Source organism: Flavihumibacter profundi (assembly GCF_020076305.1).
GTDB classification, from domain to species: Bacteria; Bacteroidota; Bacteroidia; order Chitinophagales; family Chitinophagaceae; genus Flavihumibacter; species Flavihumibacter profundi.
Window position 1 is genome coordinate 1,037,968 of sequence record NZ_JAIQXE010000001.1, and the last position, 26,543, is coordinate 1,064,510.

Here is a 26,543-nt window from a genome sequence, read left to right on the forward strand (position 1 = left end):
AGCAACCAAAGAAAATGAACAACAAACATATAACTACACTTGGGGAATTAAAAGCTGCCGGCTATAAGCCTAAATCGGTAAAAGAAGAAATCAGGACTAATTTGGTGACCCATTTAAAAGCAGGGGAATCAAGTTTTGAAGGTATTATAGGTTATGAAGATTCCGTTATACCCGATACGGAAAGGGCATTGCTTAGCAGGCATAATATTTTATTCCTCGGATTACGGGGCCAGGCCAAAACGCGCCTGGCCCGGCAGATGACAAGCCTGCTGGATGAGTATATCCCTGTTATAGCCGGAAGCGAAATAAATGACGATCCGCTAAAACCAATATCAAAATTTGCGAAAGACCTGATTGCGCAGCATGGCGACGAAACACCCATACACTGGATCCATCGTTCTGAGAGATATGGCGAAAAACTGGCTACTCCCGACGTAAGTGTGGCTGACCTTATAGGAGATATCGATCCCATTAAGGCAGCAAACCTGCGCTTAAGTTTTGCTGATGAAATGGTAATTCATTATGGTATAATTCCCAGAAGCAACCGCGGGATTTTTGTGATCAATGAATTACCCGACCTGCAAGCCCGCATACAGGTTGCACTTTTTAATATCCTTGAGGAAGGCGATATCCAAATCAGGGGGTTTAAACTAAGGATGCCCCTGGATATCCTTTTTGTATTCACTGCTAACCCTGAAGATTATACGAACCGTGGCTCTATTGTAACACCGCTGAAAGACCGAATTGAAAGCCAGATCCTGACACATTATCCAAAAACACTGGAGCATGCCCTTGCCATTACAGAACAGGAAGCAGATATTAACGATGAACAGTCTGCAAGGGTTATGGTTAGTGACCTCATTAAAAAACTTATTGAGCAGGTCGCTTTTGAAGCCCGGAATAATGAATATGTCGACAAGAAAAGTGGGGTCTCTGCACGATTAACCATTAGCGCATTTGAGAATGCAGTAAGCGCTGCAGAAAGGAGAGCCATCCTGAATGGTGAAAAACAAACCCTGATTTGGGTTAGTGATCTTACAGCGATAATTCCCTCTATTACAGGTAAAATTGAACTTGTTTATGAAGGTGAGCAGGAAGGCCCATTCCAGGTATCCATGAACCTGTTGGACAAATCGATCAGGTCGCAGTTCATGAAAGTTTTTCCAAATCCGGAAACCCTGAAAAAACGCAGAACTTCTTCGAAGGAAGCTGTTAAGGAAGAAGAGAACCCTTACAAGCCGATAATCCGATGGTTCGACGCCGGCCATTCGCTTGATTTGCTTTTTAATGCTACTGACAAAGACAAAATCCTTACCCTTTATAAGGTTGATGGGCTGCATGCGTTGGTAAAAAAATATTTCCCAAAAGCAAATGAAAAAGAAACCGCTTTGCTGATGGAATTTGTATTGCATGGTTTGTCGGCATATTCACTGATCAGCAAAAAAGTGATCGATAATAAAATTGAGTTCAAAGACCTGGTCGGCTCAATGGTAAACCTTGGTAGCGGCAGCTTTCGGGAAGAAGATTTTGACTCAGAGGATTTTTCCTGATCTTTTGAAGCTTAAATAATATTGACTTCCTTTTCGAGGATTACACCAAACTTAAATGCGACACTATCTATGATTTCTTTGCTGAGGGCAAGGATTTCAGTACCGGTAGCAGTGCCATAGTTTACTAATACAAGGGCCTGTTTGCCATGGCAACCTGCATCGCCATTGCGGAATCCTTTCCAGCCGCAATTTTCGATCATCCAGCCTGCAGCAAGTTTAACATCATTTCCCAGTGAGGGATAAGCGACAATATCAGGGAAAGACGATTGTAATTTCTGATATTTTTCCTTTGAAACGATGGGGTTCTTAAAAAAACTGCCGGCGTTTCCAATTAGTTTTGGATCAGGAAGCTTTGATTGACGTATTTGAATAACTGCCTTTGAAATTGCCTGTATACTTAGGGTATGAACACCCATTTTTTCCAGTTCCTGAGTGATGGCTCCATAACTGGTATGGAAAATCGGTTTTTTTCTGAGCCGGAAGGTTACCGATAAAATCGCAAACTGGTTCCGGAACTTATTCTTAAAGACACTTTCTCGGTAGCCAAATTCACAATCCGTTTCTGTGAATGTATAGACTTTGCGATCAAAAAGGTGGTAAGCTTCCAGGTCCCAGAACAAATCCCTTAACTCAACGCCATAGGCACCAATATTTTGCATTGGGGAAGCACCTACATTACCTGGAATCAAAGAAAGATTCTCCAACCCAGCCCAATTGCGTGAAATACAATATTGCACAAATTCATGCCAGTTTTCACCTGCCCCGACTTTTACATACAAGAACTCACTATCCTCATGTAACTCCTCAATACCCATTATTTCATTCTTAAGCACCCAGCCGTCAAAATCATGTACTAATAAAATATTACTACCGCCACCCAGGATCAGTAATTTCTGGTCAGTAATGGGCGATTTTTGGATGGTTAACAAAAGTTCTTCCAGTTGGTCTTCATTGGAAAAACCGGCAAAATGCCTGGCACTGGCATCAATGCCAAAACTGTTATAAGGGCGAAGAGAGAAATTTTCCTGAATTTGCATATATTAATAATAATCCAAAGTTATGGCTAGAAAGGCAACACTCATCGGGGCAAGCGGATTAATTGGCAGTTCTTTATTAGATATTTTATTGAATGACAATTATTATGACGAAGTTCATATTCTGGTCAGGAGATCATTAAACAGGCGCCATAGTAAACTTAAGGAACATATTATCAATTTTGAAAACCCAAAAGAATATTTTGAAGGCATTTCAGGTGCTGAAACAGTTTTCTGCGCTATTGGAACAACGCTTAAAAAAGTAAAAGGCGACCGCGATGCCTACCGGAAAGTGGATTATGATATAGCCGTAAATGCTGCAAAAACTGCTGCCCATTGCGGGGTATTTGGTTTTTCCCTGGTTTCATCTATAGGAGCCAATGCAGCCGACAACAATAATTTTTATTTAAAGCTGAAAGGAATTGTTGAGGAAGCAATTTCAAAGGAACAAATTCCCCAGGTGCATATTTTCAGGCCATCCTTATTGCTGGGACATCGCCAGGAAAAACGTATGGGAGAAGGTATTGCCCAGTTTTTAGCACCTGCAATCGGCGGATTATTATTTGGGAAATGGCGGGTATATAAGCCTATAGCAGCAAACGTTGTAGCTAAAGCAATGGTTTCGGCTGCAAAAATTCAGTCGCGGGGAATTTTCATCCACACCTATGATGATATCATGAAATTTGTGCTTAAAGTGGATCAACATCAGGAGTAACAATCACTGATTTGAAAGGTGGCTGCTGGTGTAAGTGACCGGTTAGCAAATGCACCTGCTCTTTACAATGTTGCAACAAATGCATGTCACGGGGCAATTTGAGCAACAGGTCCATAATATATTGGTTCCTTACCCTGTTAACTACAGGGGCTGCAGGCCCAACGATATAGGGACCAAAAGCAGGTTTCAACCAGTCGGCCATCTGGCGGGCGGCGGCGGCAACGGTTTCGTGTAATTTGTGCCTGAATTGCAATTGTATCATACGGGTATACGGCGGATATCCAAACAATTGCCGGTTAACTAATTCCGCACTTGCAAAAGCCTTATAATCGTGCTGCTGTACAAAAAGTAAAACAGGGTGGCTGGTATTTCTTACCTGGATCAAGACTTTCCCCTGCTCCCCTTTCCTGCCACTTCGTCCACTAACCTGTTCCATCAATTGGAATCCTCGTTCATTTACCCGGAAATCGGCAAACCCCAGTATGGCATCAGCATCCAGGATACCTACCAGGGCAACATGCTCAAAATCGAGTCCTTTCACTACCATTTGTGTCCCAACCAGAATATCCAAGCGATGCTGTTCAAATAACTGGATCAGGGCATCATGGGCATGTTTACCCCTCACTGAATCCACATCCATCCTGGCAACCTTTGCTTTTGGAAACATTTCCAGCAGGGCTTCTTCAATTCTTTCCGTACCGAAATTTTGCTGGGTAAAGTGATGGTTGCCGCAAGCTTCACAAACAGTTACAGGCGGATAAACGGTTCCGCAGTAATGGCATACAAGTTTATTCTGCAGTTTATGGAAAGTAAGCGACACATCACATTGTTTGCAATGCGGAATCCAACCACAGGTCTGGCATACCTGGTAAGGGGAATATCCCCTCCTGTTCTGGAAAAGGATAACCTGCTTATTCCTTGCCAGTGTTTCTTCTACGGCTTGTTGCAAGGCCGGTGAAATAATGACCTTTGATTTATCGGGCAGGCGGATATTTTTAGTATCCACCAGTTTTATTTCCGGTAATGCGATATCCCCATACCTTTGGAATAATTCCACATAACCATATTTCCCCTGCCGGGCATTAAAATAAGTTTCCAGCGACGGGGTTGCACTACCTAGCAGAACTTTTGCAGAATAAAGCGAAGCCAGAAAAATCCCGGCATCCCTGGCATTGTAACGGGGTGCCGGGTCCTGCTGCTTAAACGAAGTGTCGTGCTCTTCATCGCAAATCACCAGTCCGAGTTCCCGGAAAGGCAGGAACAACGCGGATCTTGCACCAAGAACAATCCTGGCTTCCCCGGTTTTTACTTTATTCCAAAGTTCAATTCTTTCATTGGGGTTAAACTTCGAGTGGTAAATAACAATATACCCACCAAAATTATATTGTAACCTTCGAATGAGCTGCGCCGTTAGTGCAATTTCCGGCAGCATATAAAGCACCTGCTGGCCTTTTTTCAGTGCTTCTTCCATCAGCCGGATATATAACAGGGTTTTACCACTGGATGTAACACCGTGAAGGAGGCAGACATTCTTCTGCTCAAATTGCTGCCTTAGCTGTTGCAATGCGGTTTCCTGGGCCATACTAAGTTCTGCACCGATATTAATTTCGCGGGGAAGCTGTTTAATTCGGTCAACAGATCTTTTTTCAGTAATCAGCACACCTTTTTCTACCAGGCCCTTAAGTTGGGTGGCAGATGCGCCTGATTTTTTCAGTAATTCAGACTGAACTACTTCCCCGTTTGTTTTTAACAGGTGCAGGTAGGCAAGTAATAGTTCTAATTGTTTGGGCGCCTTACTCCAGTTATTCATCAGGTCTGCAAGCGCGTCTTCCGACTGGAAAGCCGGATGCAGCAATACAAATATTTCCTTCTTTTCCTTATAGTTTTGTTTCAGTTCTTCCCAAACCAGGCAAATTTTCTTTTCGATCATCCTTTTAATGACCGGGTAAACATGGGTAGCATCGAGCAGTTGCTGAACTTCTGTAAGGCGCAATTCTTTCCGGATGGACAAAGCTTCTGCTACCAGGAATTCTTCTTCATCGAGTTGCGTGAAATCATCACCTGCGTCTTCGTTAAATAATAAAACAGTTTCACTGCTCAGTTTGAAATGCGTTGGCAGTGCGGCCTGCATAACCTCACCTTCGCTGCACATATAATAATTGGCCAGCCATTCCCACAGTTTCAATTGCTGGTGGAAAATTATGGGGGAATCATCAAGTACATTCAGTACCTCCTTAGGTTCAAAAGCAGCAGGCTTTTCCTGGTGCAGCGATTTTACGATACCAGCATATTTTTTATTCCTCCCAAGGATTACTTCAACACGGATCCCGGGTTTTATGCCCTGCACCAGGTGCGGCGGAACCTTCCAGGTATAATTGCGGGGGAGTGCCAAAGGAATCAGCACTTCAACATAAAAAGAAGCCTCTTTAGGTAAGTCAAAAGGAATATGTATTTCCGGTTCTGCCAAGGTTAATTATTTGGATCGATAACGTAAAAGGGCCTCTTCCATCTGGAGATACACTTTCTGTTTTAAGGAAGCGATATCGGGCTCATTTAATCCGTTCAATTCTACCATCGGTAAATATACAGCACGGCAAATTCCCGGCCGCAGTGAAAACACCGAATGGTTACCCAGTCTTTTTACAGAGTCGGGGAAAATAATGGGTTGTATCGGGGTTTGGGTTTCCAATGCGATCCTGAAGGCTCCATCATAAAAATCTTTAAGTGGACCATCGGTTAAATTGAATGTCCCTTCCGGAAAAATAAAAATAGAAATACCCAGGCCAAGTGTTTTCTTCAACTCAGCAACAGATTTTGCCCTCTGGCTGGCATCTTTCCGGTTCACCATTACAACCGCTTTCCGGTAAACATAGCCGAATACCGGGATGCCGGCCATCTCCTGCTTACCCAGAACACGCAAAGGTTCCCGCAGCACATTCACAAGCATTGGGATATCCATATAAGAACTATGGTTTGCTACGAATATGCATGGCCGGTGTTCTGCCAGGATGGCTTCATGCTGCACTTTAACCCGCACGCCAACCAGGAATAACCAGATGTCCGACCAGAAAGAGCAGATTTTATAAAACATATTGCCCCCTTTTACCTTGCCAAATAAGGAGGCGATAAAGAAGGCCGGAAGCAACAATAAAAGCAGCAAAATGAATGTGGCAAAGCCATATATGCTAAAGATAGTCTGGATAATTTTCTTCATAAAATTCAGGAAAACTTATTTGCAATCGCATTCAAAATCATGGTCAAGGTCAATACAGGTAACCACCCTGGTAATATCGTCACACTGTGCGAAAACAATACGAAGGTGCTGGTGATCCTGGATACTGTACCCTTCGAGGGCAAAACTGGGACAAGGACGGTCATCGGGCCGGGTTTTTTGTTGGTTCATCCGACCATTTTTTAATATGTCCATAACTTCTGCTTCACTCACATGCCGGCAATCCATCCTGCAACGGGCATGCCGGCTGTACTGTAAATGGCTGACATTTCTGTTAAAATAATCATTTTCAACAATTTGCGATGAATTCCGATTCAAATAAAATACACCGGCAGCCAGCATGACCAGGATAAATACAACAATCAGTTGGTTCTTACGCATGGTGCCAAAACTACGTATCTTTGCCGCCCTATGGCTGAAAAAAGAACAGTTGCCTTTCATACACTAGGCTGCAAATTGAATTTTTCGGAAACTTCCGCCATCAGCAGGATGCTGGAGGAGGAAGGGTTCGACAAGAAACCATTTGAAGAGCAAGCTGATGTATATGTGATCAATACCTGTTCTGTTACCGATAATGCTGATAAGGAATGCCGGCAGTTGGTGCGCCGGATCCAACGACGCTCGCCGGATAGTATGGTAGTGATAACAGGATGCTATGCCCAGTTGAAACCAAAGGAGATTGCAGAAATACCTGGCGTTGACCTTGTTTTGGGTGCAGCTGAAAAATTCAACATTGCCAAACATTTAGCAGCGCTTACCAAAGGGGATTCCGCCAAAATCTGCAGTTGCGATATTGAAGAAGTGAGTGGGTTTAACAGCTCCTGGTCGGTAAATGACCGGACCCGATCCTTCCTTAAGGTTCAGGATGGCTGTGATTATAATTGTTCTTTTTGCACAATCCCCATGGCAAGGGGGAAGAGCCGCAGCGATAGCATAGCGAATGTGGTGAATAATGCACGCCAACTGGCTGGCAGCGGGGTTAAAGAGATTGTTTTAACCGGTGTGAACCTTGGAGATTTCGGAAAAGGCGCTGATGGCAACAAGAAACATGAAGAAAATTTCTATGACCTGGTAAGAGCCCTGGATGAAGTGGACGGCATTGAAAGGTACCGGATATCTTCTATTGAACCCAACCTGCTTACCAATGATATAATAGCATTTGTAGCTAATAGCCGCAGTTTTATGCCGCATTTCCATATCCCCCTGCAAAGTGGCAGCAACAGCATTTTATCATTTATGCGTAGACGTTATAAAAGGGAACTCTATGCTGAAAGGGTTGCATTAATTAAGCAACTCATGCCCCATTGCGCAATTGGTGCAGATGTAATTGTTGGGTTTCCAGGTGAAGATGATAAGGCATTCCAGGAAACATTTGACTTCCTGCACAGCATGGATGTCAGCTACCTGCATGTTTTCACCTATTCAGAAAGGGCCAATACGGTTGCGTTGGATATCAAGCCAGTAGTTCCGGTCCATATACGCAACGAACGAAATAAGGCGTTACGTAACTTAAGCTATATGAAACAGCAGTATTTTCACCAGCAGCATACAGGTGAAACCAGGAAAGTATTGTTTGAAGGGTACGATAAAGCGGGTATGATGGAAGGGTATACTGATAATTATATCCGGATCAGCACACCCTGGCGAGCGGAATGGGTAAATGAGTTGGTTGACTGGACCATTTGATCGGTTTTATTTCCCTAAAAAAATTTTGCCGTAAAAATCCAGCCCTTATCTTTGCAATCCTGATTTAGAAATCAGCAGTTCTTTTTTCAATTGGAAGCATAGCTCAGCTGGTTCAGAGCAGCTGCCTTACAAGCAGCGGGTCCGCGGTTCGAATCCGTGTGCTTCCACTTATTTTTCGCTCCGGGAGCATAGCTCAGCTGGTTCAGAGCAGCTGCCTTACAAGCAGCGGGTCCGCGGTTCGAATCCGTGTGCTCCCACAAAAAAGGGATTCAATTAAAATTGAATCCCTTTTTTTATGCACTTACAGGTATAATTCAGTAAACTTTTCTGGTAAGATCACAGTTATCTATGTTTTCGGGAATGTATTTTAATATTATACGCGCCTTGATTTTTAAAGTATTTTCGAAAAACACTGAAGACCAACTCTATAAAAAATAGTTGATTGTTCCTGGTTAAAAAACATCCCGAAGAACTCCCTTCCCTTGAAAAATCTATTTTCCGTATTAAAACAGTTAATAGGTTGCCCAATTATTTTTATTTATACAAATCTCAAAAGTTAGCCCGCCTGTATTTCCTTTTGGCGCTTCAATTCACCATTTTTATAAGTTTCGGCCAAAAAGGGATAATCAACAAGGATACTTCAGTTTGTACAAATGCCCGGTTGCCACTTGACGCATATCCGGCCCTCAGTTACCATTGGTTCCCTAAAAATGGTTTAAATGATACCACGAGCCAGCACCCGATTTTGCAAGCCGAAACCACCCGCACTTATTACCTTGAATCGAAGTATTTGTCCGGCAACCTTATTATTAACAGTGATTTCGAAAAAGGGAACACAGGTTTTATAAGTACCTACACATTTTGCAATGCCAATAACTGCCTGTTCCCACTGGCAGGCAATGGTTATTCAGTGGGAACAGATGCCAGTTTCCACCATCTATCCTTCAAGGGGAAGGATCATACAACCGGTAACGGAAATTTCATGATTATCAATGGGGGCAATCCCAGCCTTATTGTCTGGAAGCAGACCATTCCTGTTAAACCGAACACCCGGTATGCATTTGGTTCCTGGATAAGTTCATTGTTTAATTCAAACATTGCAAAAATCAGGTTTTCAATCAACGGCATACAAGTTGGGACAATTTATGATGCACCGGTAACCCTGGATAAATGGGAGCAGTTTTTTACTGAATGGAATTCAGGAACAAGTACCAGTGCTGTGATTGAAATAGCAGATGTACTACCCCAGGTTATTGGAAATGATTTTGGACTGGATGATATTTTTTTTGGTGAATTCACCACTGACACTTCAAGCGTTACCGTAAATGTTATTAACAAATCCTTGTTTACCTCAGACAGCATTGGATTATGCAATGGCCCGATTGTGTTAAATGCAGGCTCCGGTTTTGATCAGTATACCTGGAATACTGGTGCCACAACATCAACAATTTCAGTCCTTAATACCGGCACATATAGTGTATTAGCAACCCAGACCAACGGCTGCAGTGCGTACGATACAATAGTAGTTAAGAATTCCCTGAAAATGACAACAAGGCCTTTAATTGGCTGTGGGGATAATCTTGTCCTGCTAAACAATGGTGTTATTGAAAACGTAAAAGGAAAAGTCATTGAATTTTTTTCGGATAGCGCTAAGACACACCAATTAAATGCCTCTGTAAAAATGAGCACCAGGGCCAGTACTCATGGACGATTCAATTCTGCCATAGAATACAAAAATTATATTGATGCACTTGTAAACCTGCCACCATCATCCGGTTACGGTGATGCTTACCTGCCGGTATACAGGATTGTTAGTAACAATATTGTTTTCAATGGATCGAAAAGTGATATTGCGTATAAGTATACTATCCGCTTTTATGCGCAGGTACCCGGACTTTACCAATTCAGGACTTCTTTTGATTTCGGGAATGGCGGCGCAATTTTCCTGGATGGAATAAATGTTGCCTTCAATAACCAGGATATGTGGTGGGCAGGAAACTGGAATTTACCTGGCCAGTCATTGCAATGGAGTACATCGCTTGGAATCGGTATGCACGAAATTTTGGTATACGGCCTGGAAGATTGTTGCGATGGTGGGGGAAGTGCAGAGTATAAGTTCCCTGGAGGATCGGAGTTTACGGCATTTTCGACGCTTGCTTATGTAAAAGACACCGGCACTTATTATGTATCACTGCACGACCCGGTAACCGGCTGTAATAATAACGGAAGCATAAAAGTAACCAGGAATCCTAAGCCTGTAATACAAGTACAAGACCCGGCACCGGCTTGTTTTAATACACCCGTAAACCTCACTGCAGCTTACATTACTGCAGGAAGTGAGCCTGGATTGGAATTTACTTATTTTAAAAATAAGGAATTGACTGAACGGGTATTAAATCCTGCTGCCATTCTTGATAGCGGCACTTATTATATCGTTGGGCAAGCACCAAATAGTTGTATAAGCGAAGCAAAAGAAGTTAGGGTAAAGAAATTCCCCAACACAGCAGCACAGTTCTCCCCTTCTGTGCAATCAGGCTGCACCACTAAACCAATTACCTTTCGGAATTTATCTTCAGTTAACGATTCATATCGCTATCACTGGACATTCGGTACGGGGAATGCGGGAGATACTTCTAACCAAAAAGACCCGCAATTCAGCTTTTTATTACCCGGGAAATATGCAGTTAAGCTCATTGTTTTTTCTGCGGGTGGATGCTTTGCAGAGCATACAGATACCATCACAATTTTGAAAAACCCAGGCGTCTCCATTACTGGGCCAACTGAAATTTGTGCAGGCAACCAGGTGCAATTTAACGGCACCAGCGATAGGAATGATAACTTAACCTGGTTGTGGAATTTTGGCAATGGTATTACATCAGATTTACAAAAGCCTGCCGCGCAAATATTTACCACCGCAGGTAATTATTCCATACAACTTACTGGTGGTGCTGCCGCCTGTTTTGATACTGCTGTTTTCACCCTTAAAGTAAAAGCCATTCCACTCATAGGGCTTGCTGGTAAAGAAATCAGGATATGCAAGGGAAAATCCGTACAATTAGAAGCCAATAACGGTATAAAGTATTTGTGGAGTCCGCAAACAGGCCTGGATAATCCGGATATTGCCAACCCCGTTGCAAATCCGGCTACAGACACCCGGTATATAGTTAATGTTATTAATGAAAATGGATGTGCTGCAACTGATTCTATCCTGCTTTCTGTTAACAAACCCTTTCAAATAACAGCAAACGAGGATGAAAAAATTTGTGCAGGCACAGAGGTGCAACTGAATGCAGACGGGGCAATTAGGTATGAATGGACACCGGCTAATAGCCTTAACAATGCCGGGATTCCCAACCCTATAGCAAGTCCTGTTGCATCTACAGCATATCGGGTAATTGGTTTTGGGCCTGACAATTGCTTTTCAGATACAGCAAATGTAAACATAACGGTAAACGAATTACCCGCCGTATTTGCAGGAAATGATACTACAATAATTGGTGGTGAATCATTACAACTAAAGATTAATTCAAGCAATGATGTTACGCAATACACCTGGAGCCCGGCTTCTTTTTTGAGTTGCACCAGCTGCCGGCAACCCATAAGTACGCCAGGTGCTGCAATAAGGTATACGGTTACCGTTAAAAATGAGGCGGGATGTACAGCGACGGATGACATAGCCATCACTTTGAATTGTTCTGTGGAAAATGTTTTTATACCAAATGCATTTACACCCAATAATGACGGCGTTAATGATCGCTTTTACCCATTGGGAAGGGGAATCCGTTCTATTAACTACCTGCGGGTTTTTAACCGTTGGGGAATCCTTGTTTTTGAACGTAAGAATTTCTCAATTAATGATCGAAGTGCTGGTTGGGATGGCAGGATTAATGGATCATTACCACCTTCTCAGGTTTTCGTATATACATTACAGCTAATCTGCGACAATGGCCAATTAATTGACCTTAAGGGCAACCTGTCATTAATCCGATAGAATATCAGCATTAAATATCATCAGCATTCCTTACCCTTAAAGGCGGTAAAATAAAATCACCCGGAAATCTCCTGAAATATCTCCAGATGTAACCGATCAGCTCCGGATATTCGCGCAGCTGGATTCCCCTGGATTTCAAAGCCACAAAGTAGGCTAGTGAAAAACTTACGAAGAAATTCAAAAAGCCAATACCCAACACACCAAAAAAGACAGTCAGCAGGTAGGATAAGGGTAAAGGCTGTTCAAGGCCAAAATATCCAATGGCAGTATTACCTGCTGAAATGGTAATGTGCCTTATATCAAAAGGAATCCCAAATATTTTGCCTACTGCGGCTGACATACCCAAAAAGAATCCAAGGGCGATGCTACCTGTTAAAGCACCTGAATATGTATTCAGGGAGTCAACCAACCGGTTTAATTTTCGCGGCGACATGGAATGGCTTAAAACGGGGTGATTCCTTAACCGTTCATTCAGTTGACCATATACGATATGATTTTCCACATACCCGGAAATAATGCCGCTCAAAAACAGGAACACACCCGTAAAGCAGGCATATAATAAAGACAGGCTATGGAAAGGATGCTGGCTTTCAAGCAATTTTAAGGCGCCTTCACCATCTACAATCCGGTATTGGAAAAAACGATCCATCATCCAGGCAAGCAGATATGTAAAAGGAAAAACAACCAGGAGATTACCAGCAAAAGAAGCGATCTGGCTACGGGAAATATTACCAATTGTTATTGCCAGGTTTTTCAGCTCGGGTTTTCCTTTATGTTTTTTACTGTCCAATGAATTTGCAACAGCAGATGCAGTATATGCCGGTTGTTTGGTAGCCAATGTGGAATTTGTTCTGTCCATCAGTACAAAACCGGCAGAGTAATTCACACTGTATGCAAAGCCCAGCCAGAAAGGGGTCCAGGGCAGTTTACCCATCAGGTTTTTCAGGACTGCCACAAAACTTACGATAAATCCTCCGCTCACTGCACTTTGAAAAAGCTGGTTGAATTCCTTACTGTTTGTAGTAATATACTTCTCCCCTTTTTTTCCCTTGTGTTCGGCAATCTGGTATGCCAGTAAACCAAGGTTATCACTCAGGAATTCGCGGATACTATTTTTCTTATTTTCGTTGGTTACAACAGTAAGAAAATAATCAATAAACCGGTCCTCGTCAAGTTGGTTATCACGATCAAATACATCCGAAATAATCAGCATGCGGTCAATCATTTGCAATATCCTTGTAGTAAGGAATGTTTGCGAAAGGCTCGTACCATGGTATACCCGCTGGTCGCGCAGCCATATAATACTTTGCCGGCAATTATGCAATTGTTCCTGGAAATTGCTTAACAAAAGCCGGGCATCATCGTCAGTAATTTCACCTTCTCCAAGGAACCTTGTAATTAACCTGTTTTGTTCAAGGAAGGGTACAATGGCATCTTTGTTAGCACCAAATCTTTTGGCTACTTCCTTTTCCAATCCGAGGGTTGCCACCCTGAAAGACAAAATCCGTAAACTGCTGCGCAACTGGTCAATAAGTTGCTGGTCATTCATATTAATATGCACCCGCAATAACCTGAATAGTTTTTTCCAGAGTTCACGGTCAATATTACCCACCCAGATATAATCTGTATTCTTATAAAAAACCCTGCTGATCACGAAAAGGAAATCTGATTTTTCCTGGAGTTCAGGCAAAATCTTATGCTTAAGTTTCCTGCCCAGTTCCTGCACAAATCCCCGGGAACTGATCAGACCGCTTTCTATCAGCGCAGGAAGAACTTCGCTTTTAACAAATTGCGAACGGATGGCTGCCCTAAGGGAAATTAAGGAACTGGCATCCTGTTGCAACTGGTATAACAATGATTTAAATCGTTGTTCGGCTTGTTCCGTTTTCTGCGGTGAATTGGGCCTGATTTGTTTGACGAGTTCAATCAGGTATTCGAGGCCCCGGTCTGCAAGCAAAATAGGCAATACAATACCCTTGGTTTCCGGAGAAACCTGGATTACCCTTTTTTCATCTGTACCGGTGTTTTCCATATAATTTTCCTGAACGGGCAATTTCGCGTTAAAATTACTAAGTCGGGAATTTTCCTTTCCTGCAAATTGTAGTATTATGCGCTTTGGCCAGATTTTTTAATTTTGCGTAAAGATTTGCTGATGTTCAATTTTAAGGAAGACAAGGATCATGCCACCCATGAAGAAGTAGATGTTCTTACAGAAACAGGTAACCCTTACCGGTTAGTTGTATGGAATGATGAAGTAAACAGTTTTGAATGGGTAATTGAAACCCTTATTGTTGTTTGCGGACATAATCCTGAGCAGGCTGAACAATGCGCCATGCTCATACATACCAAAGGAAAATATGGGGTTAAAAATGGGGAATATGATGAATTGAAGCCCATGTGCGATGCCATAACAGATCGTGGTATTGGCGCCACTATTGAAATCACCGCCTGATCCATGCCGATTTTTGTTTTAGATGACAGTCTTTCATTCCCACCTGCGGCAGCCGCTGAAGCAGATGGATTGTTAGCCATTGGCGGAGATCTTTCACCGGAAAGGTTATTAAATGCTTACAGGTCAGGGATTTTTCCCTGGTACGAAGGAGACCCGATTCTTTGGTGGAGCCCGGATCCACGGTTTGTTTTAATTCCACAGGAATTAAGAATTAGCAAAAGCATGCGGACAGTTTTGAATCAATCGAAATTCCGTTTTACGACGAATACAGCTTTTCGGTTGGTAATGGAAAATTGCCGGAATGTAAGGAGAGCCAACCAGGATGGAACCTGGATAAATGAAAATATGATTAATGCCTATTCCCAATTGCACCAGCAGGGCTATGCCTTTTCTGCAGAGGCCTGGGAAAAAGATGAGTTGGTTGGCGGTCTTTATGGCATTTGGATTGGTAAGGCATTTTTTGGGGAAAGTATGTTTTCCCTAAAGAGTAATGCCAGCAAATTTGCCTTTATTAAATGGGTCCAATTCCTTCAGAAGAAAGGCGTGCAACTAATCGATTGCCAGGTTTATACTGAACACCTGGAAAGCCTGGGTGCGCGAATGGTCAGCCGTGAAAGTTTCCTGGAATTTCTTGCTTTAAATAATAAGGCTGAGGCTTAGCCTAAAAACGAGTGGCCAGATAATGTGGCAACATAGTTCTCCAGGTAGGCCAATCATGTGTCATATCTGCTCCCCAGATATCCAGTTCATAAGTGATGCCTTTATTATACAGTATGCCAGCCAGTCTCCTAGCTGCATCAGGATCTTCATAAGCACCACTGCCACTGAGAATATGTATATGGTGGCTCTTCCTGATTTGTTCCAGTACACCATGGTCAGACAGGTTGGGCAGGTAGTGACAGGGACTATTGAAATAAACATCTTCATCAAAATACCCCTTGGTATATTCAGTAAGGTCGTATACACCGCTCATCGCAAGACAGCCGTTGATAAGGTCCGGTCGTTTAAAAAACAGGTTTGCGGAATGCAATGCGCCAAAAGAAGCTCCACTGGTAATAATAGAAGTTTCAGCGCTGGTATGGGTTCTAATAAAAGGGATGACCTCATTAAAAATATAATTATTCCATTGCTGGTGCCGTATCGCTTTGTGCCTGGGCTCCATACTATCGTTCATCCAGCTTTCATTATTGATACTGTCTACAGAAAAAACCTTCACTTTTCCCGATTCAATAAAGGGTTTAATGGAATCCATTAACTGAAACCGCTCGTACTCAAGATAATCAGCAGCGGCTGTAGGGATAAGCAATAGGGCAAAACCATAATGGCCATATACAGCAACGGGCATTTCTTTCTGCAGCGACGGGCTGAACCAGGAGCTAAGATTTCTATCCATAAAATGGTATTAAATATTAAAAATCACGATGATTTGATTTGAAAAATAACCTAAAAAAATTTCAAAACCTGTATAAAAAACGTATATTGTGGTTACGATTTGTACCTTATCGAATCCGTTCCACCAATCCCCTGAAACCCATAAGACCCGTGCGATCATTTTTTTCACGAATAAATGGTTTTCTATGAGACGTATTTTTGATTTATCAAAAGCAAGTACTGGTAAATTATTGTTGATTGTTTTAGCACTGTATGGTACAATTGCAGTCATTACTTATTTCGTTTGGAAATAAACAATAAAACCGGTCTATTAATGGTGCCTGGATTAGTGAAGTTCATCCTTCAGATCTAACCGGGTAAAGTTTTTTTTCGCTGCAAACTGGTAAAGTAGCCCCCGGATATAATCATTATCCGGTGAGGGTGAGATTTTTTGCCTCCAGGATTCAAGCGATAAAGGCAATGTAAAGGGTTTCTCAATAAAGCCCATGCCGTAAAACCGTCCTTTTTCCATTATATATACCGCGCATTGATTTCCGGAACGATCAGTGTTTTCTACCAATGCAAAACTGGGCAATTGTCCCTGTAAATTGCTGATTGCTTCATTTATCCTGGCATTATATTCTTCAGCTGGCTCTTCCACCAGCTCAGTCCCCGCATTACCTCTTAATTTCCTTATATAAGATTGCCCTTCCGGCAGCCAGTCAAACGTATAAATAGCGGGAAGGTGATTTTTCTTTTTGTCAATCACCAGTTGCAGGTATCCCCTGCTATCTTCATAAGTATACAAACCATATTTATGGTGGTATTTCTTTTGGCTCCTGTTGAAAAGCGGCCATAGCCGCCTAATTTCCTGGCTTTCCAAAATAAGCGCCATCAATTCACTACTGCATACCTGGAAACGGATATGGTGTACCTGGCGAAGTAATTCCTGCCTCCTTTTACTGTTATCATTATTGGAGAAATGGCTTTTTACCCTTTTTACCAGGTTGACCGCCTTACCCACATAAATAACTTCTTTTTTCTGGTTTTCAAAATAATATACCCCTGGCGCTGAAGGCATTTTTTGTAAAACATCAGCAGGCAAATGCGGTGGAAGATACTGCTCCGCATTTTTACCTTTCAACATTTTTGAAATAACCTGTTGCTTGTCCTCCTGCAGCATACGGGTAAATAAAATGGCCGTCGCTGCTGCATCCCCTTCTGCACGATGCCTGTTTTCTATAGGTATGCCCAATGACCTGCAAAGGTTCCCTAAACTGTAGCTGGGTAATCCGGTAAATATTTTCCGGGCCAGCCGGACAGTACACAATTTTTTTACCGCTAAGGCATAACCGCTATTTTCAAGATTTGATTTAATAAAGGAAAAATCAAAATTCACATTATGTGCCACAAATACCCTGTTCGACAATAATGCATGGACTTTCTCTGCCACTTCTTCAAACCTTGGCGCATTTTCCACCATTTCATTAGTAATCCCTGTTAAAGCACTGATATACCGGGGTATGAGCTGACCGGGATTAATAAGTGTCTTATAAGCGCCTTCAATTTCGACACCATTGTGCAGCAGAATAGCAATTTCAGTAATTCCATGGTTTGCTGCAAAACCACCAGTAGTTTCTATATCAACAATTGCATACACAGGACAAATATACAAAGCCCATGAAATAAAACTAAATTATTTAGCAATCAGGCAGGGGTATCTTTTTTATTTAATTGGTTTAGAATATCAGGATGGATGCTTTTTATATGAAGGTCTTGTTGTGGAAAAGGCATTGAAATTCCTTCTGTGATAAACTGATTATAAATATTCTTCAATACTTCACTTTTAAGGCTTGTCCAATTATCAAAATCACTGGTCCAGAATAACACCCTCATATTTACCGAATTGTTGCCAAGATCGTTCCAAAGAATGGTCGGTGCAGGCTGGTATGCAATTTTGGTATCACCATCCAGCAATTTTTGTACAATTTGCTGCGCCTTTTCCAGGTTGGTTCCATAGGCAACAGAAACCACTATTTCAATACGCCGGTAATTATTGTTATGGGTCCAGTTTATCAACCGTTGCGAAATAAAATCACCATTGGGTACAATGATATCTGCCCCGTCGAAAGTGCTGATTTTACTGCTACGGATACCAATCTCTTTTACCCTTCCGGTATTCGGGCCAATTTCAATAACATCGCCCACATCCATAGGTTTTTCAAAAGCCAGGATAATACCGCTTACCAGGTTGTTGACAATATTCTGAAGGCCGAAGCCGATACCCACACCAAGGGCGCCAATAACTATGGCCAGTTTGTCCAAAGGAATTCCTGCTGCCCCCATCGCTAATAAAAACCCGATAGAAATAATTACGAGCCGTACCAGCAGGATCCAGGAACCCATTTTGTTCCTATTTTCCCCACCCATTACCTGGGTTTTTCCCCCAAAGAAAAATCTCAACATATTAGACACAGTAAAAGATATCCACAATACCGCAAGGAAAACCAAAATACTTCCCAGCGTAAACTGCACTGAACCAATGGACCTCTCTTGTGTTAGAAATTCTTTTAAATCATCTGTAAAAATATCAATAAGGTTAAGGCTCCATAAAAAAGCAATAACCCACAATAGTACACCTATAAAAATCAGCACTTTCCTGAACTTGTCTTTAATGGCAGCGAATTGGAAATAGGATGCGATTCTTGATTTTTTATTCCCTTCTAAAACCAGGTAAACAGCTTCTACCATTATTTCTACCAAAAGAAAGAATGATAATGCATGGGCAAGTCCTATCACCGCAGTATTACTGATTAGTTTAGCCAAAGTAAATCGCCCGAAAATATTAAGCAGAACAGAAACCAGGTTTGCGATTACAAATAACCAGATCACCTCCCTTTGAAATTCCGGGTACCGGGAAGGGTTTTCCCGCACTTCCCGCAATAGCTTTAATCCCAGCAGGACAGCAATTATTGTAAAACCCAATATGGACCACCGTTCAAATGTTGACACCCTTGTTAAAAGGTTATCATACCCAAAAAGAAAAAACAAACCAACAATACCCCACCAATTTTTGTGGTATATGCCAGACCAGTCGGGCCACGCCAGCCTAGTTGCAACCAGCAGCATGGCAAACCAGAATAATTCAATATATACTGCCGGCGGACTGAATGATATGAAGGGTATAATTGTAAATGCCAATAAAGCCGAACACAATACTGCGTTGCGGGAAAGATATTTCACAGGGGTGAGTAATTCAGGCTTGTTTGTATTTGAAATTTGCTTCTTTTTATACTGGACTCTTAAAAAAAACGCGAGTGCAATAACCAGGTAAAGTAAAATGTTACTCCAATGGTTAACAAAGTAAAAGCGGAATAATCGCCAACCTAAAAAAGTTGATTTAGAAAAGGAATTTAAGAAGCCGCCAATTACAACCGGATGTGGTTCCCAAATAAAAGGGTCTGTTTTTGAAAGCAGGCTCCTTCTGAGGATTTTACTGCGGGAACTCACTTCATCCAATAAGTCAGTTGTTGTTATTGATGCAGTGGCTACCTTTTGCAATAACACAGCGATATTTTTATTTCTGCTTTCGTAATCAACTTTCATTTTATTCCACTTCATCCACAGATCCTTCAATTGCACATTATATACCCTGAGCAATGATGTATCCCCAAATTCTTTACGTTCAATTATCGCAAGAATCTCCTCACGCAAATCCTGCAGGTTGGCATTGTATTTCTCCAGCGTTTTTTGCCAGACCGCCAGCCTGGATGCATATTGCAACAGGATAACCCTTGACGTGCTCAGGCTTCGCTGGGTAACAGGAAGGTCCGATGAAAAAAGGCTTCCTTTGACATTTTCAATCATCCGGGAAACTTCCGGCAGGTAATCATGAATTTCCAGGGTATCCAACCCCCTTTTCAGAAAACTGTTCACTTTATTCAGGGCCCTGGTTAAATCCTCCATGTCCTGGAAAAATTTACCCGAAAGTGTATCGGTATCTGTAAATGGATTAAGTGCAGTTTTCTGCAAAAGGGGTGTTATTGTATCCTGGTCAGCCTTTTTAAAGAGGGAATCCGGTATTTCCTGGCCAAATACCGGCGCAAAACCAACAATTAAAGAAAAAAAAGCCAGAAAAATTCGATAGCGCATAGCAGATGTTTGATGGTCTGGTCCTGATCGGCTGGTCAATTTAAGCATTTCTGCCTTCTTTAGCAGTTTGCTCAGTGCGGTTTTCTTATTTTTGCAGCCCAAACTTATATCTAGCTCACAACAGTATGGAACTGACCAAGAATTTTACACCAGCCGAAATTGAAATAAAATGGAACCAGCATTGGAAATCAAAACAGTATTTCAACAGTAAACCCGACCATCGACCTGCATTTACCGTTGTTATTCCACCCCCGAATGTTACAGGGGTGTTGCACATGGGACATACGCTTAATGAAACGGTGCAGGATATATTGGTAAGAAAGGCAAGGATGAGCGGATTTAATGCCTGCTGGGTACCTGGCAGCGACCATGCATCTATTGCCACTGAAGCCAAAGTTGTGCAAATGCTGGAGAAGGAAAAGGGCATCCGGAAAGCGGACCTTAGCCGGGAGGAATTCCTTCGTTTTGCTTTTGAATGGAAAGAAAAATACGGCGGCATTATATATAACCAGATCGAAAGATTGGGCTGCAGTGTAGATTGGAACAGGGTCACCTTTACTATGGATGACCATTATTATAAAGCTGTTATTAAAGTATTTATTGATTTATACCAGAAAGGCCTCATTTACCGCGGAGCCAGGATGATCAACTGGGATCCTGCAGCTAAAACCGCCCTGAGTGATGAGGAAGTTGAATACAAGGATATCCAGGGTAAACTTTACCACTTAAAATACGCCCTGGAAAATGGCGGCGAAATCGTAATTGCAACGCAACGCCCTGAAACCATTATGGGTGATACTGCCATTTGTGTAAACCCTAACGATAACCGCTATTCGCACCTGAAAGGCAGTTATGCTTTTGTGCCATTGATCAACAGGCGCATACCCATAATATTTGATGAATATGTTGACCCTGCTTTTGGAACGGGCGCTTTAAAAGTTACGCCGGCTCATGATATTAACGATTATAACCTCGGACTAAAGCATAACCTGGAAGTAGTTGATACACTAAATGAAGATGGCACCCTTAGCAAGGCCGCGCAAATTTTCGTGGGTATGGATCGCTTCAAGGCACGGAAGCAAATCCTGGCCGACTTGCAGGAAAAGGGATTCCTTTTGAAGGAAGAGGAATATGCAACAAGGCTTGGCTACAGTCAGCGCTCAGGTGTTGTGGTAGAGCCCCGCATTTCAACACAGTGGTTTTTGAATATGAAGGAAATGGCCGGCCCCGCACTAAAGGCAGTTGTAGAGGGGGATATTAAAATACATCCGGGTGATAAATTCCTTGCAACGTACCGTTATTGGCTGGAAAATGTAAAAGACTGGTGTATCAGCCGCCAATTATGGTGGGGCCAGCAAATTCCGGCATGGTACACTCCGGATGGAAGTTTAGTGGTTGCCGCAACCAGGGAGGAAGCGTTTGCGGAATTGAAAGCCCGCGCTGTTTCTAACAATCAAAATTTTACATTACAACCTGAACAGTTAAACCAGGACCAGGATGTTTTGGATACATGGTTCTCTTCCTGGCTTTGGCCAATGGAAGTTTTCAATGGTATTACGCAACCAGGTAATGCTGAAATAAAATATTATTACCCAACTTCTGTTTTGGTAACCGGCCAGGATATCATTTTTTTCTGGGTGGCCAGGATGATTATGGCCGGATTGGAATATGAGGGAACAAAACCGTTTAGCGACGTGTATTTCACCGGAATGGTAAGGGATAAGCAGGGCCGGAAAATGAGCAAGAGCCTTGGCAATTCCCCGGACCTGCTGGAACTGATTGACAAATATGGCGCAGACGCTGTAAGGTTTGGCATCATGATCTCCTCTCCCGCCGGAAATGACCTTTTATTTGATGAAGCCGCTTTGGAACAGGGCAGGAATTTCAATAACAAGATGTGGAATGCGCTTAAGCTGATCGGGATGTGGAAAGAGAAGCCTTCTTTCATACCTTCAGAACAGGACCTTCAATCATCTTCTTCAGCCTGGCCCGATAACTGGTTCCGGAGCCGATTAAATGAAGCAAAGGCTGAGGTTAACCAACTGATGCAGCAATTCAGGCTAAGTGAAGCATTAAAGATTTTGTATTCACTGGTATGGGATGACTTCTGCAGTTGGTACCTCGAATGGATCAAACCCGGGTTTGAAGAACCGGTAAATGCCCATCACTTAAAGAATGCTATTGTATTTTTTGAAGAACTTGTCCAACTTCTACATCCATATATGCCATTTATTACCGAAGAAATCTATCACCACTTAACAGAGAGAAAAGATGGAGATGATTTGTGCATCAGGCAGTTTAGTAAGTTGGAGGACCAGGATTTTATTCTGAATGGCAAATCTGCAAGTACATATTTGTCAGAAGGTAAATTGCTGAAAGAAGTTATAAGTGGTATAAGGGATGCAAGAAATAAAGCACAACTAAAACCTAAAGAAACTATCACCCTTCATATAAATACTACTGAAGTAGAAATATACAAGACTATCCGGCACCTGCTTGCCAAACAGGTGAATGCAAAAGATATCCAATTTGTAAAAGCTTCAGTCCCCAATACCATTGGAACTGTAATTGGCAAACACCAGTTTTACCTGGAAACTGAACAGCCGATTATCCAGGAAAACCAAAAAGAAGAATTGGCCAAAGAACTGGAATATTTGCGCGGATTTTTAGTAAGCGTTGAAAAGAAACTGGGCAATGAAAGATTTGTCAAACAGGCTAAACCTGAAATTGTGGAAATGGAAAAAAGGAAAAAAGAAGACGCCCTGAGTAAAATAAAAGTGATCGAGGAAAGCCTTGCTGCCCTGTAAGTTTTAGTAAAATATCAGTTAATAAACCCAAATTCCTGATACATTTTTAAATTATTGGGTAGCTTGTAGCCCATGAAAAATTCCTTCAGGAAGCATTTTGCCTTTATATTTTGTTTGCTTGCCCTGCAGGTATCTTCCCATGCGCAATTTGCGAACCTTGATAAATCGACCCTGGTTGAATTACAGGAAGACCGAACCAGTGGAAAAACCAAATTCTACCAGGGGGTTTCAAATTCTGCCGGACTGATCAGTGTTGGCATTCCGGTGGCTTTATTGGTAGCTGGTGAAATTAAAGGAGACCGGCCTTTAACACAAAGAGCCCTTTACATTGGGGAGAGTATTGTAGTATCCAGCGTAATAACATGGGGATTAAAATACACCATCAACAGGCCCCGCCCTTTCAATACATATCCGGGGGAAATCACAACAGCAGGAAATGGCGGTAGTCCATCTTTTCCATCCGGACATACTTCGCAGGCTTTTGCAACGGCTACGTCCTTATATATGGCTTTCCCGAAATGGTATGTTGCAGTGCCTGCTTTTGGCTGGGCTGCTACAGTTGGATATTCCAGGATGTACCTGGGCGTTCACTATCCAAGTGACGTTGTCGCTGGGGCGATTGTTGGGGCCGGTAGCGCCTGGTTAACCTATAAAGGAAATGAATGGATCAGGCGAAAACACCAGCTTAAAAAGCAAGCTGTCTCTTTGAATTGAATCCACCTGGAAAAAGGTTCACAGGAAGAATAAACTGCCATCGGTTATTGCCGGTACCACCAAAAATATCCTCATCAAGGAGCCTTGAATATCTTATACCAAAACTTATTGGCAATTGGTTCCACCATTTGGTATCAAAAAAAAGCTCAGATCCCACCGAACGAAATTCTGCCTGCTGTTGGTCTGGCCAATATTTGGGGTCCTTTACAGTAGCCTGGTCATAGAAGAAATTGTTCCTGATACGCAGTAGGTAAATGATATTCCATGCACCGATATCAGGATAAATAAGTGGCAATTGGTAATTCAAGCCCCACTTAACCATTTTTTGAAAATTCTCATTTGCATATCCCCTTGCAAACGGAAAATCATTGGTGAAGCTAATGCCATTAGTCGTATCCCTTTGCTGTGCAGCAAGGTTCACCACAAAACTATGCGTCCGGAAAAATCCTGGAAAATAAAAATTTGAAGTGGCCATCAATTGCCAGGAATTATAATTGCTGAGGGTATTCCGGAATTGAAGCCTTAAGGTTTGCGCCCAACGCGGATTAAATTCCTGTCTTGCCTGTTGTACCTGGTGTGTAAACCTTAGCTCATTGTTTAATGAAAAATATGACCGGTCACCCAATGCCGATTTTTCCGGCTCTTTAAAATATTCCTGGTTATACCCGAGGTCACTCCCAAATTGCAAATAACTGAGACTCCTGCCTTTGCTTAAATTGAGGGGCACTGCAAAACCAAGGGTAGTTTCTAATTGGTCCCAATAAATTGTTTTGTTGTTATAAATTCCCCTTCTTTCGAAAGTATAATTCAGCCCTCCTTTTAAATAAGGGAAAAAACCGCCAAAAATGCCATTAAAACCAATTTTCTTAAACCCTTCGTTGTTATTATACAAAAAATACAACTCACTTTGGAAGGTATTCAATACGTTTTGGCCTAAAACAGTAAAACTGAATTCCGGATCTTCATAATAGGGCTGCCAACTGTGAAAGTTAAATAACCGCGTAGTTTTCCGGTATCGATGTCCGTTATAAACAGAGCCATTGGAAGGATTTGCCGTAGCATTAAATACGGATTCAAGTGAAGGGGACTGGAATTTTCGGAATGTATTAGTGTCAGGTATATTAATGGCCTGCCATTTAAGATTATTCCCGGAAGTAAAATTAAACTTAAAGCCAGCAGCAGTAAAACGAGTACTGGCCAGGCCATTTCCATATATTTTGGGCTGGTAAATACCTGTATGTAAAACTTCTGTTGTGTCAATTAATAAAAAAGCTTGCTTGTTGGGCATATCAAGAGCAACGGAACAATCCTTGCCCTGATAGGCCATACTGAAATAAATGGTATCTCCCCGGCCGGAAGGGTAACCTAAAACATTTCCTGTCCATGGTAAAAGTGCAGTGTAAATGCCATTTGCCGGATTCACCAGTAACAAATTCATATTACCAGATGCGTTTTTTGCAGCAACTATTACCTTACCCTGCCAGAAAATGGGGTGCGAAAAACTGTAATTGCTGTCATTGGATATGGTTTGCAAAAGTTTTCCATCGGTATTAAGGATGTGAAGGCATTGGTGTCCTTTCTCAGGAATATTTACTGCCACTATACTATCAGCACTTATTGAAAGAGCGGGTGTGAAATACCTGGACTTAAAACTTATCCTTTTCTGTTTGCGCGTTTTTATATTCAACAACTGCAACTCACTGTAATCAACCCAACCCCAGCGGGTATTAGGCCGGTAAGACGCATATACCACCTGGCCATTGGCAAAGGAAAAATAATTGTCAAGGGATATGTCCCTGGTTCTTATTTTAGAAAGTGATTGCCCCTTTTCAAGATAATATGCCGGCACAGCCTTGTACGTACTCTTCAAAAACAGGCGTTCCCCATTATCGGTAAGCGACGGGTTTTCCTCATTAACAACTGCAGGTGGCCGGTTTTTAACTATCTGGTGTTGGCCATTTAAACGGCCCCTGCTTTCTTCAAGGGCCTTGTTAACAAAGCTTGTAAATGATAGCGAACTATTTCGTTTCACGGATTTTTGAAACGGATAAAACACACCGTTCATTGCTGCTGCATTTTCAGTAACATTCTTCCAGAAAGCAGGTCCGTATTTTTCACGGCCATAGGCTACCAGCAAATAACCAAACTCATAATGATTAGGTACATAATGCTTTAATGATCCGTTGCGCAATTTTAAAAAGGAATAGTTCAGGCCTGCATCCCATAACGACCTGTACCCGTTAAAAAAGGATGGTAACCTTCCCCTGCCATGTTCGCTTAATATTGATTCCTGGTAAACAGCATCTCCCTCAAAAAACCAATCTGGCACTGTAAGTGCGTTGGCTAATGCCTGTCCCTGTTCCCCCAACAATATTCTAAAAAGCTTTGCCCCTCCTCTGTTAAAATTGCTGTACTGCTCAACATGCCGATATTCATGAAGGGCAAGTTGGTCAGGCCAGGCAAGACCACCCACATCAAACGCGCTTACCGGTGGCGTCATCATAAACTCGCTCCTGAAAGGAGCCAGCGCAACATACCCATTGGCTACAGTAGTAGCATATTGCAGTACAATACCAACTGTTTTTCGCTTGCTTCCGATACTGCTGTCGGTAAGGTAATTGATACGGTTAAGGAGGTTACTGATCCTGATTGCGGCACTATCATTACCTGCCGGATAAATTATTTTAGCCCTGGGGATATTAATTATCTCCCATTTCTGGGAAGCAGGGTTTCCCCCGAATTCCTGTGAAAACCCGCAATAAGAACCCAATAACCCGAGAAACAAAAGGAGGCGATTTAGCATGGAGTGAAATTCTCTGTCAATATTAATTCACTAATT

At 42.2% G+C, this 26,543-nt stretch carries 18 protein-coding genes and 2 tRNA genes; 10 read left to right on the forward strand and 10 right to left on the reverse strand.

Annotated features, from left to right (window positions below):
* Positions 1-14: 14 nt before the first annotated feature.
* The gene (locus LAQ65_RS04395; protein ID WP_224115725.1) at positions 15-1,550 is read left to right on the forward strand and encodes a MoxR family ATPase; all 1,536 of its coding nucleotides are present in this window, start codon (positions 15-17) and stop codon (positions 1,548-1,550) included.
* Between the two features lie 11 nt (positions 1,551-1,561).
* Here the strand turns inward: LAQ65_RS04395 and murB are convergent, their stop codons facing one another.
* The gene (gene murB / locus LAQ65_RS04400) at positions 1,562-2,587 is read right to left on the reverse strand and encodes a UDP-N-acetylmuramate dehydrogenase (protein ID WP_224115726.1); all 1,026 of its coding nucleotides are present in this window, start codon (positions 2,585-2,587) and stop codon (positions 1,562-1,564) included.
* A 22-nt stretch (positions 2,588-2,609) separates the two neighbouring features.
* Between murB and LAQ65_RS04405 the strand changes: the two genes are divergently transcribed.
* A complete protein-coding gene (locus LAQ65_RS04405; protein ID WP_224115727.1) occupies positions 2,610-3,299 on the forward strand; it encodes an NAD(P)H-binding protein in 690 nt (229 codons plus the stop codon).
* Here LAQ65_RS04405 and priA read toward each other — a convergent pair.
* From priA to LAQ65_RS04420, 3 genes are read right to left on the reverse strand one after another with little or no spacing between them, the layout of a single operon-like run.
* Positions 3,274-5,766, reverse strand: coding sequence for a replication restart helicase PriA (gene priA / locus LAQ65_RS04410; RefSeq protein WP_224115728.1), 2,493 nt, complete (start codon positions 5,764-5,766; stop codon positions 3,274-3,276). The two genes, LAQ65_RS04405 and priA, sit on opposite strands and share 26 nt — an antisense overlap.
* 6 nt (positions 5,767-5,772) lie before the next feature.
* On the reverse strand, positions 5,773-6,513 hold the full coding sequence (locus LAQ65_RS04415; protein WP_224115729.1) for a lysophospholipid acyltransferase family protein: 741 nt from the start codon (positions 6,511-6,513) through the stop codon (positions 5,773-5,775).
* 15 nt (positions 6,514-6,528) lie between these two features.
* Complete coding sequence (locus LAQ65_RS04420; protein ID WP_224115730.1) at positions 6,529-6,912, reverse strand: DUF4258 domain-containing protein; 384 nt, start codon at positions 6,910-6,912, stop codon at positions 6,529-6,531.
* A 30-nt stretch (positions 6,913-6,942) separates the two neighbouring features.
* On the opposite strand from LAQ65_RS04420, the gene mtaB reads away from it, so the two are divergent.
* The 4 genes from mtaB to LAQ65_RS04440 all read left to right on the forward strand — a co-directional run bounded on the left by mtaB (position 6,943) and on the right by LAQ65_RS04440 (position 12,208).
* Entirely contained in the window at positions 6,943-8,217 is a 1,275-nt protein-coding gene (gene mtaB, locus LAQ65_RS04425; RefSeq protein WP_224115731.1) for a tRNA (N(6)-L-threonylcarbamoyladenosine(37)-C(2))-methylthiotransferase MtaB, read from the forward strand.
* Positions 8,218-8,309: 92 nt separating this feature from the next.
* Positions 8,310-8,384, forward strand: a tRNA-Val gene (locus LAQ65_RS04430).
* A 15-nt stretch (positions 8,385-8,399) separates the two neighbouring features.
* A tRNA-Val gene (locus LAQ65_RS04435) sits at positions 8,400-8,474 on the forward strand.
* Between the two features lie 185 nt (positions 8,475-8,659).
* Positions 8,660-12,208 carry a CCXG family PEP-CTERM protein gene (locus LAQ65_RS04440; RefSeq protein ID WP_224115732.1) on the forward strand — a complete coding sequence of 1,183 codons (3,549 nt, stop codon included), beginning with the start codon at positions 8,660-8,662 and terminating at the stop codon, positions 12,206-12,208.
* Positions 12,209-12,218: 10 nt separating this feature from the next.
* On the opposite strand, the gene LAQ65_RS04445 is transcribed toward LAQ65_RS04440, so the two are convergent.
* Entirely contained in the window at positions 12,219-14,240 is a 2,022-nt protein-coding gene (locus LAQ65_RS04445; RefSeq protein ID WP_224115733.1) for a site-specific recombinase, read from the reverse strand.
* A 120-nt stretch (positions 14,241-14,360) separates the two neighbouring features.
* Here LAQ65_RS04445 and LAQ65_RS04450 point away from each other — a divergent pair, with 120 nt between their 5' ends.
* Both LAQ65_RS04450 and aat read left to right on the forward strand, forming a co-directional pair.
* Positions 14,361-14,660, forward strand: coding sequence for an ATP-dependent Clp protease adaptor ClpS (locus tag LAQ65_RS04450; RefSeq protein WP_224115734.1), 300 nt, complete (start codon positions 14,361-14,363; stop codon positions 14,658-14,660).
* Between the two features lie 3 nt (positions 14,661-14,663).
* Positions 14,664-15,320, forward strand: coding sequence for a leucyl/phenylalanyl-tRNA--protein transferase (aat, locus tag LAQ65_RS04455; protein ID WP_224115735.1), 657 nt, complete (start codon positions 14,664-14,666; stop codon positions 15,318-15,320).
* Position 15,321: 1 nt separating this feature from the next.
* Here the strand turns inward: aat and LAQ65_RS04460 are convergent, their stop codons facing one another.
* From LAQ65_RS04460 to LAQ65_RS04475, 4 genes are read right to left on the reverse strand one after another with little or no spacing between them, the layout of a single operon-like run.
* Positions 15,322-16,053 (reverse strand): esterase family protein, encoded by a 732-nt coding sequence (locus tag LAQ65_RS04460; RefSeq protein WP_224115736.1) that lies wholly within the window; start codon positions 16,051-16,053, stop codon positions 15,322-15,324.
* A gap of 9 nt (positions 16,054-16,062) precedes the next feature.
* Positions 16,063-16,323: a hypothetical protein gene (locus LAQ65_RS04465; RefSeq protein WP_224115737.1), complete on the reverse strand. Its 261-nt coding sequence runs from the start codon at positions 16,321-16,323 to the stop codon at positions 16,063-16,065.
* 54 nt (positions 16,324-16,377) lie between these two features.
* Positions 16,378-17,691 carry an exonuclease domain-containing protein gene (locus tag LAQ65_RS04470; RefSeq protein ID WP_224115738.1) on the reverse strand — a complete coding sequence of 438 codons (1,314 nt, stop codon included), beginning with the start codon at positions 17,689-17,691 and terminating at the stop codon, positions 16,378-16,380.
* A gap of 47 nt (positions 17,692-17,738) precedes the next feature.
* Positions 17,739-20,183, reverse strand: coding sequence for a mechanosensitive ion channel family protein (locus LAQ65_RS04475; protein WP_224115739.1), 2,445 nt, complete (start codon positions 20,181-20,183; stop codon positions 17,739-17,741).
* Positions 20,184-20,308: 125 nt separating this feature from the next.
* Between LAQ65_RS04475 and LAQ65_RS04480 the strand changes: the two genes are divergently transcribed.
* Both LAQ65_RS04480 and LAQ65_RS04485 read left to right on the forward strand, forming a co-directional pair.
* Positions 20,309-22,990 (forward strand): valine--tRNA ligase, encoded by a 2,682-nt coding sequence (locus tag LAQ65_RS04480; protein WP_224115740.1) that lies wholly within the window; start codon positions 20,309-20,311, stop codon positions 22,988-22,990.
* 72 nt (positions 22,991-23,062) lie between these two features.
* Complete coding sequence (locus LAQ65_RS04485; RefSeq protein ID WP_224115741.1) at positions 23,063-23,704, forward strand: phosphatase PAP2 family protein; 642 nt, start codon at positions 23,063-23,065, stop codon at positions 23,702-23,704.
* Here LAQ65_RS04485 and LAQ65_RS04490 read toward each other — a convergent pair.
* Positions 23,676-26,507 carry a hypothetical protein gene (locus LAQ65_RS04490; protein WP_224115742.1) on the reverse strand — a complete coding sequence of 944 codons (2,832 nt, stop codon included), beginning with the start codon at positions 26,505-26,507 and terminating at the stop codon, positions 23,676-23,678. The two genes, LAQ65_RS04485 and LAQ65_RS04490, sit on opposite strands and share 29 nt — an antisense overlap.
* Positions 26,508-26,543 lie beyond the last annotated feature (36 nt).

What these genes read in the sequence shown, in the direction of transcription:
- LAQ65_RS04395 (WP_224115725.1), top strand. Translation starts at nt 15, where the DNA reads ATGAACAACAAACATATAACTACACTTGGGGAATTAAAAGCTGCCGGC.
- murB (WP_224115726.1), bottom strand. Translation starts at nt 2,587, where the DNA reads ATGCAAATTCAGGAAAATTTCTCTCTTCGCCCTTATAACAGTTTTGGC.
- LAQ65_RS04405 (WP_224115727.1), top strand. Translation starts at nt 2,610, where the DNA reads ATGGCTAGAAAGGCAACACTCATCGGGGCAAGCGGATTAATTGGCAGT.
- LAQ65_RS04415 (WP_224115729.1), bottom strand. Translation starts at nt 6,513, where the DNA reads ATGAAGAAAATTATCCAGACTATCTTTAGCATATATGGCTTTGCCACA.
- LAQ65_RS04420 (WP_224115730.1), bottom strand. Translation starts at nt 6,912, where the DNA reads ATGCGTAAGAACCAACTGATTGTTGTATTTATCCTGGTCATGCTGGCT.
- mtaB (WP_224115731.1), top strand. Translation starts at nt 6,943, where the DNA reads ATGGCTGAAAAAAGAACAGTTGCCTTTCATACACTAGGCTGCAAATTG.
- LAQ65_RS04445 (WP_224115733.1), bottom strand. Translation starts at nt 14,240, where the DNA reads ATGGAAAACACCGGTACAGATGAAAAAAGGGTAATCCAGGTTTCTCCG.
- LAQ65_RS04450 (WP_224115734.1), top strand. Translation starts at nt 14,361, where the DNA reads ATGTTCAATTTTAAGGAAGACAAGGATCATGCCACCCATGAAGAAGTA.
- aat (WP_224115735.1), top strand. Translation starts at nt 14,664, where the DNA reads ATGCCGATTTTTGTTTTAGATGACAGTCTTTCATTCCCACCTGCGGCA.
- LAQ65_RS04460 (WP_224115736.1), bottom strand. Translation starts at nt 16,053, where the DNA reads ATGGATAGAAATCTTAGCTCCTGGTTCAGCCCGTCGCTGCAGAAAGAA.
- LAQ65_RS04465 (WP_224115737.1), bottom strand. Translation starts at nt 16,323, where the DNA reads ATGACTGCAATTGTACCATACAGTGCTAAAACAATCAACAATAATTTA.
- LAQ65_RS04475 (WP_224115739.1), bottom strand. Translation starts at nt 20,183, where the DNA reads ATGCGCTATCGAATTTTTCTGGCTTTTTTTTCTTTAATTGTTGGTTTT.
- LAQ65_RS04480 (WP_224115740.1), top strand. Translation starts at nt 20,309, where the DNA reads ATGGAACTGACCAAGAATTTTACACCAGCCGAAATTGAAATAAAATGG.
- LAQ65_RS04485 (WP_224115741.1), top strand. Translation starts at nt 23,063, where the DNA reads ATGAAAAATTCCTTCAGGAAGCATTTTGCCTTTATATTTTGTTTGCTT.
- LAQ65_RS04490 (WP_224115742.1), bottom strand. Translation starts at nt 26,507, where the DNA reads ATGCTAAATCGCCTCCTTTTGTTTCTCGGGTTATTGGGTTCTTATTGC.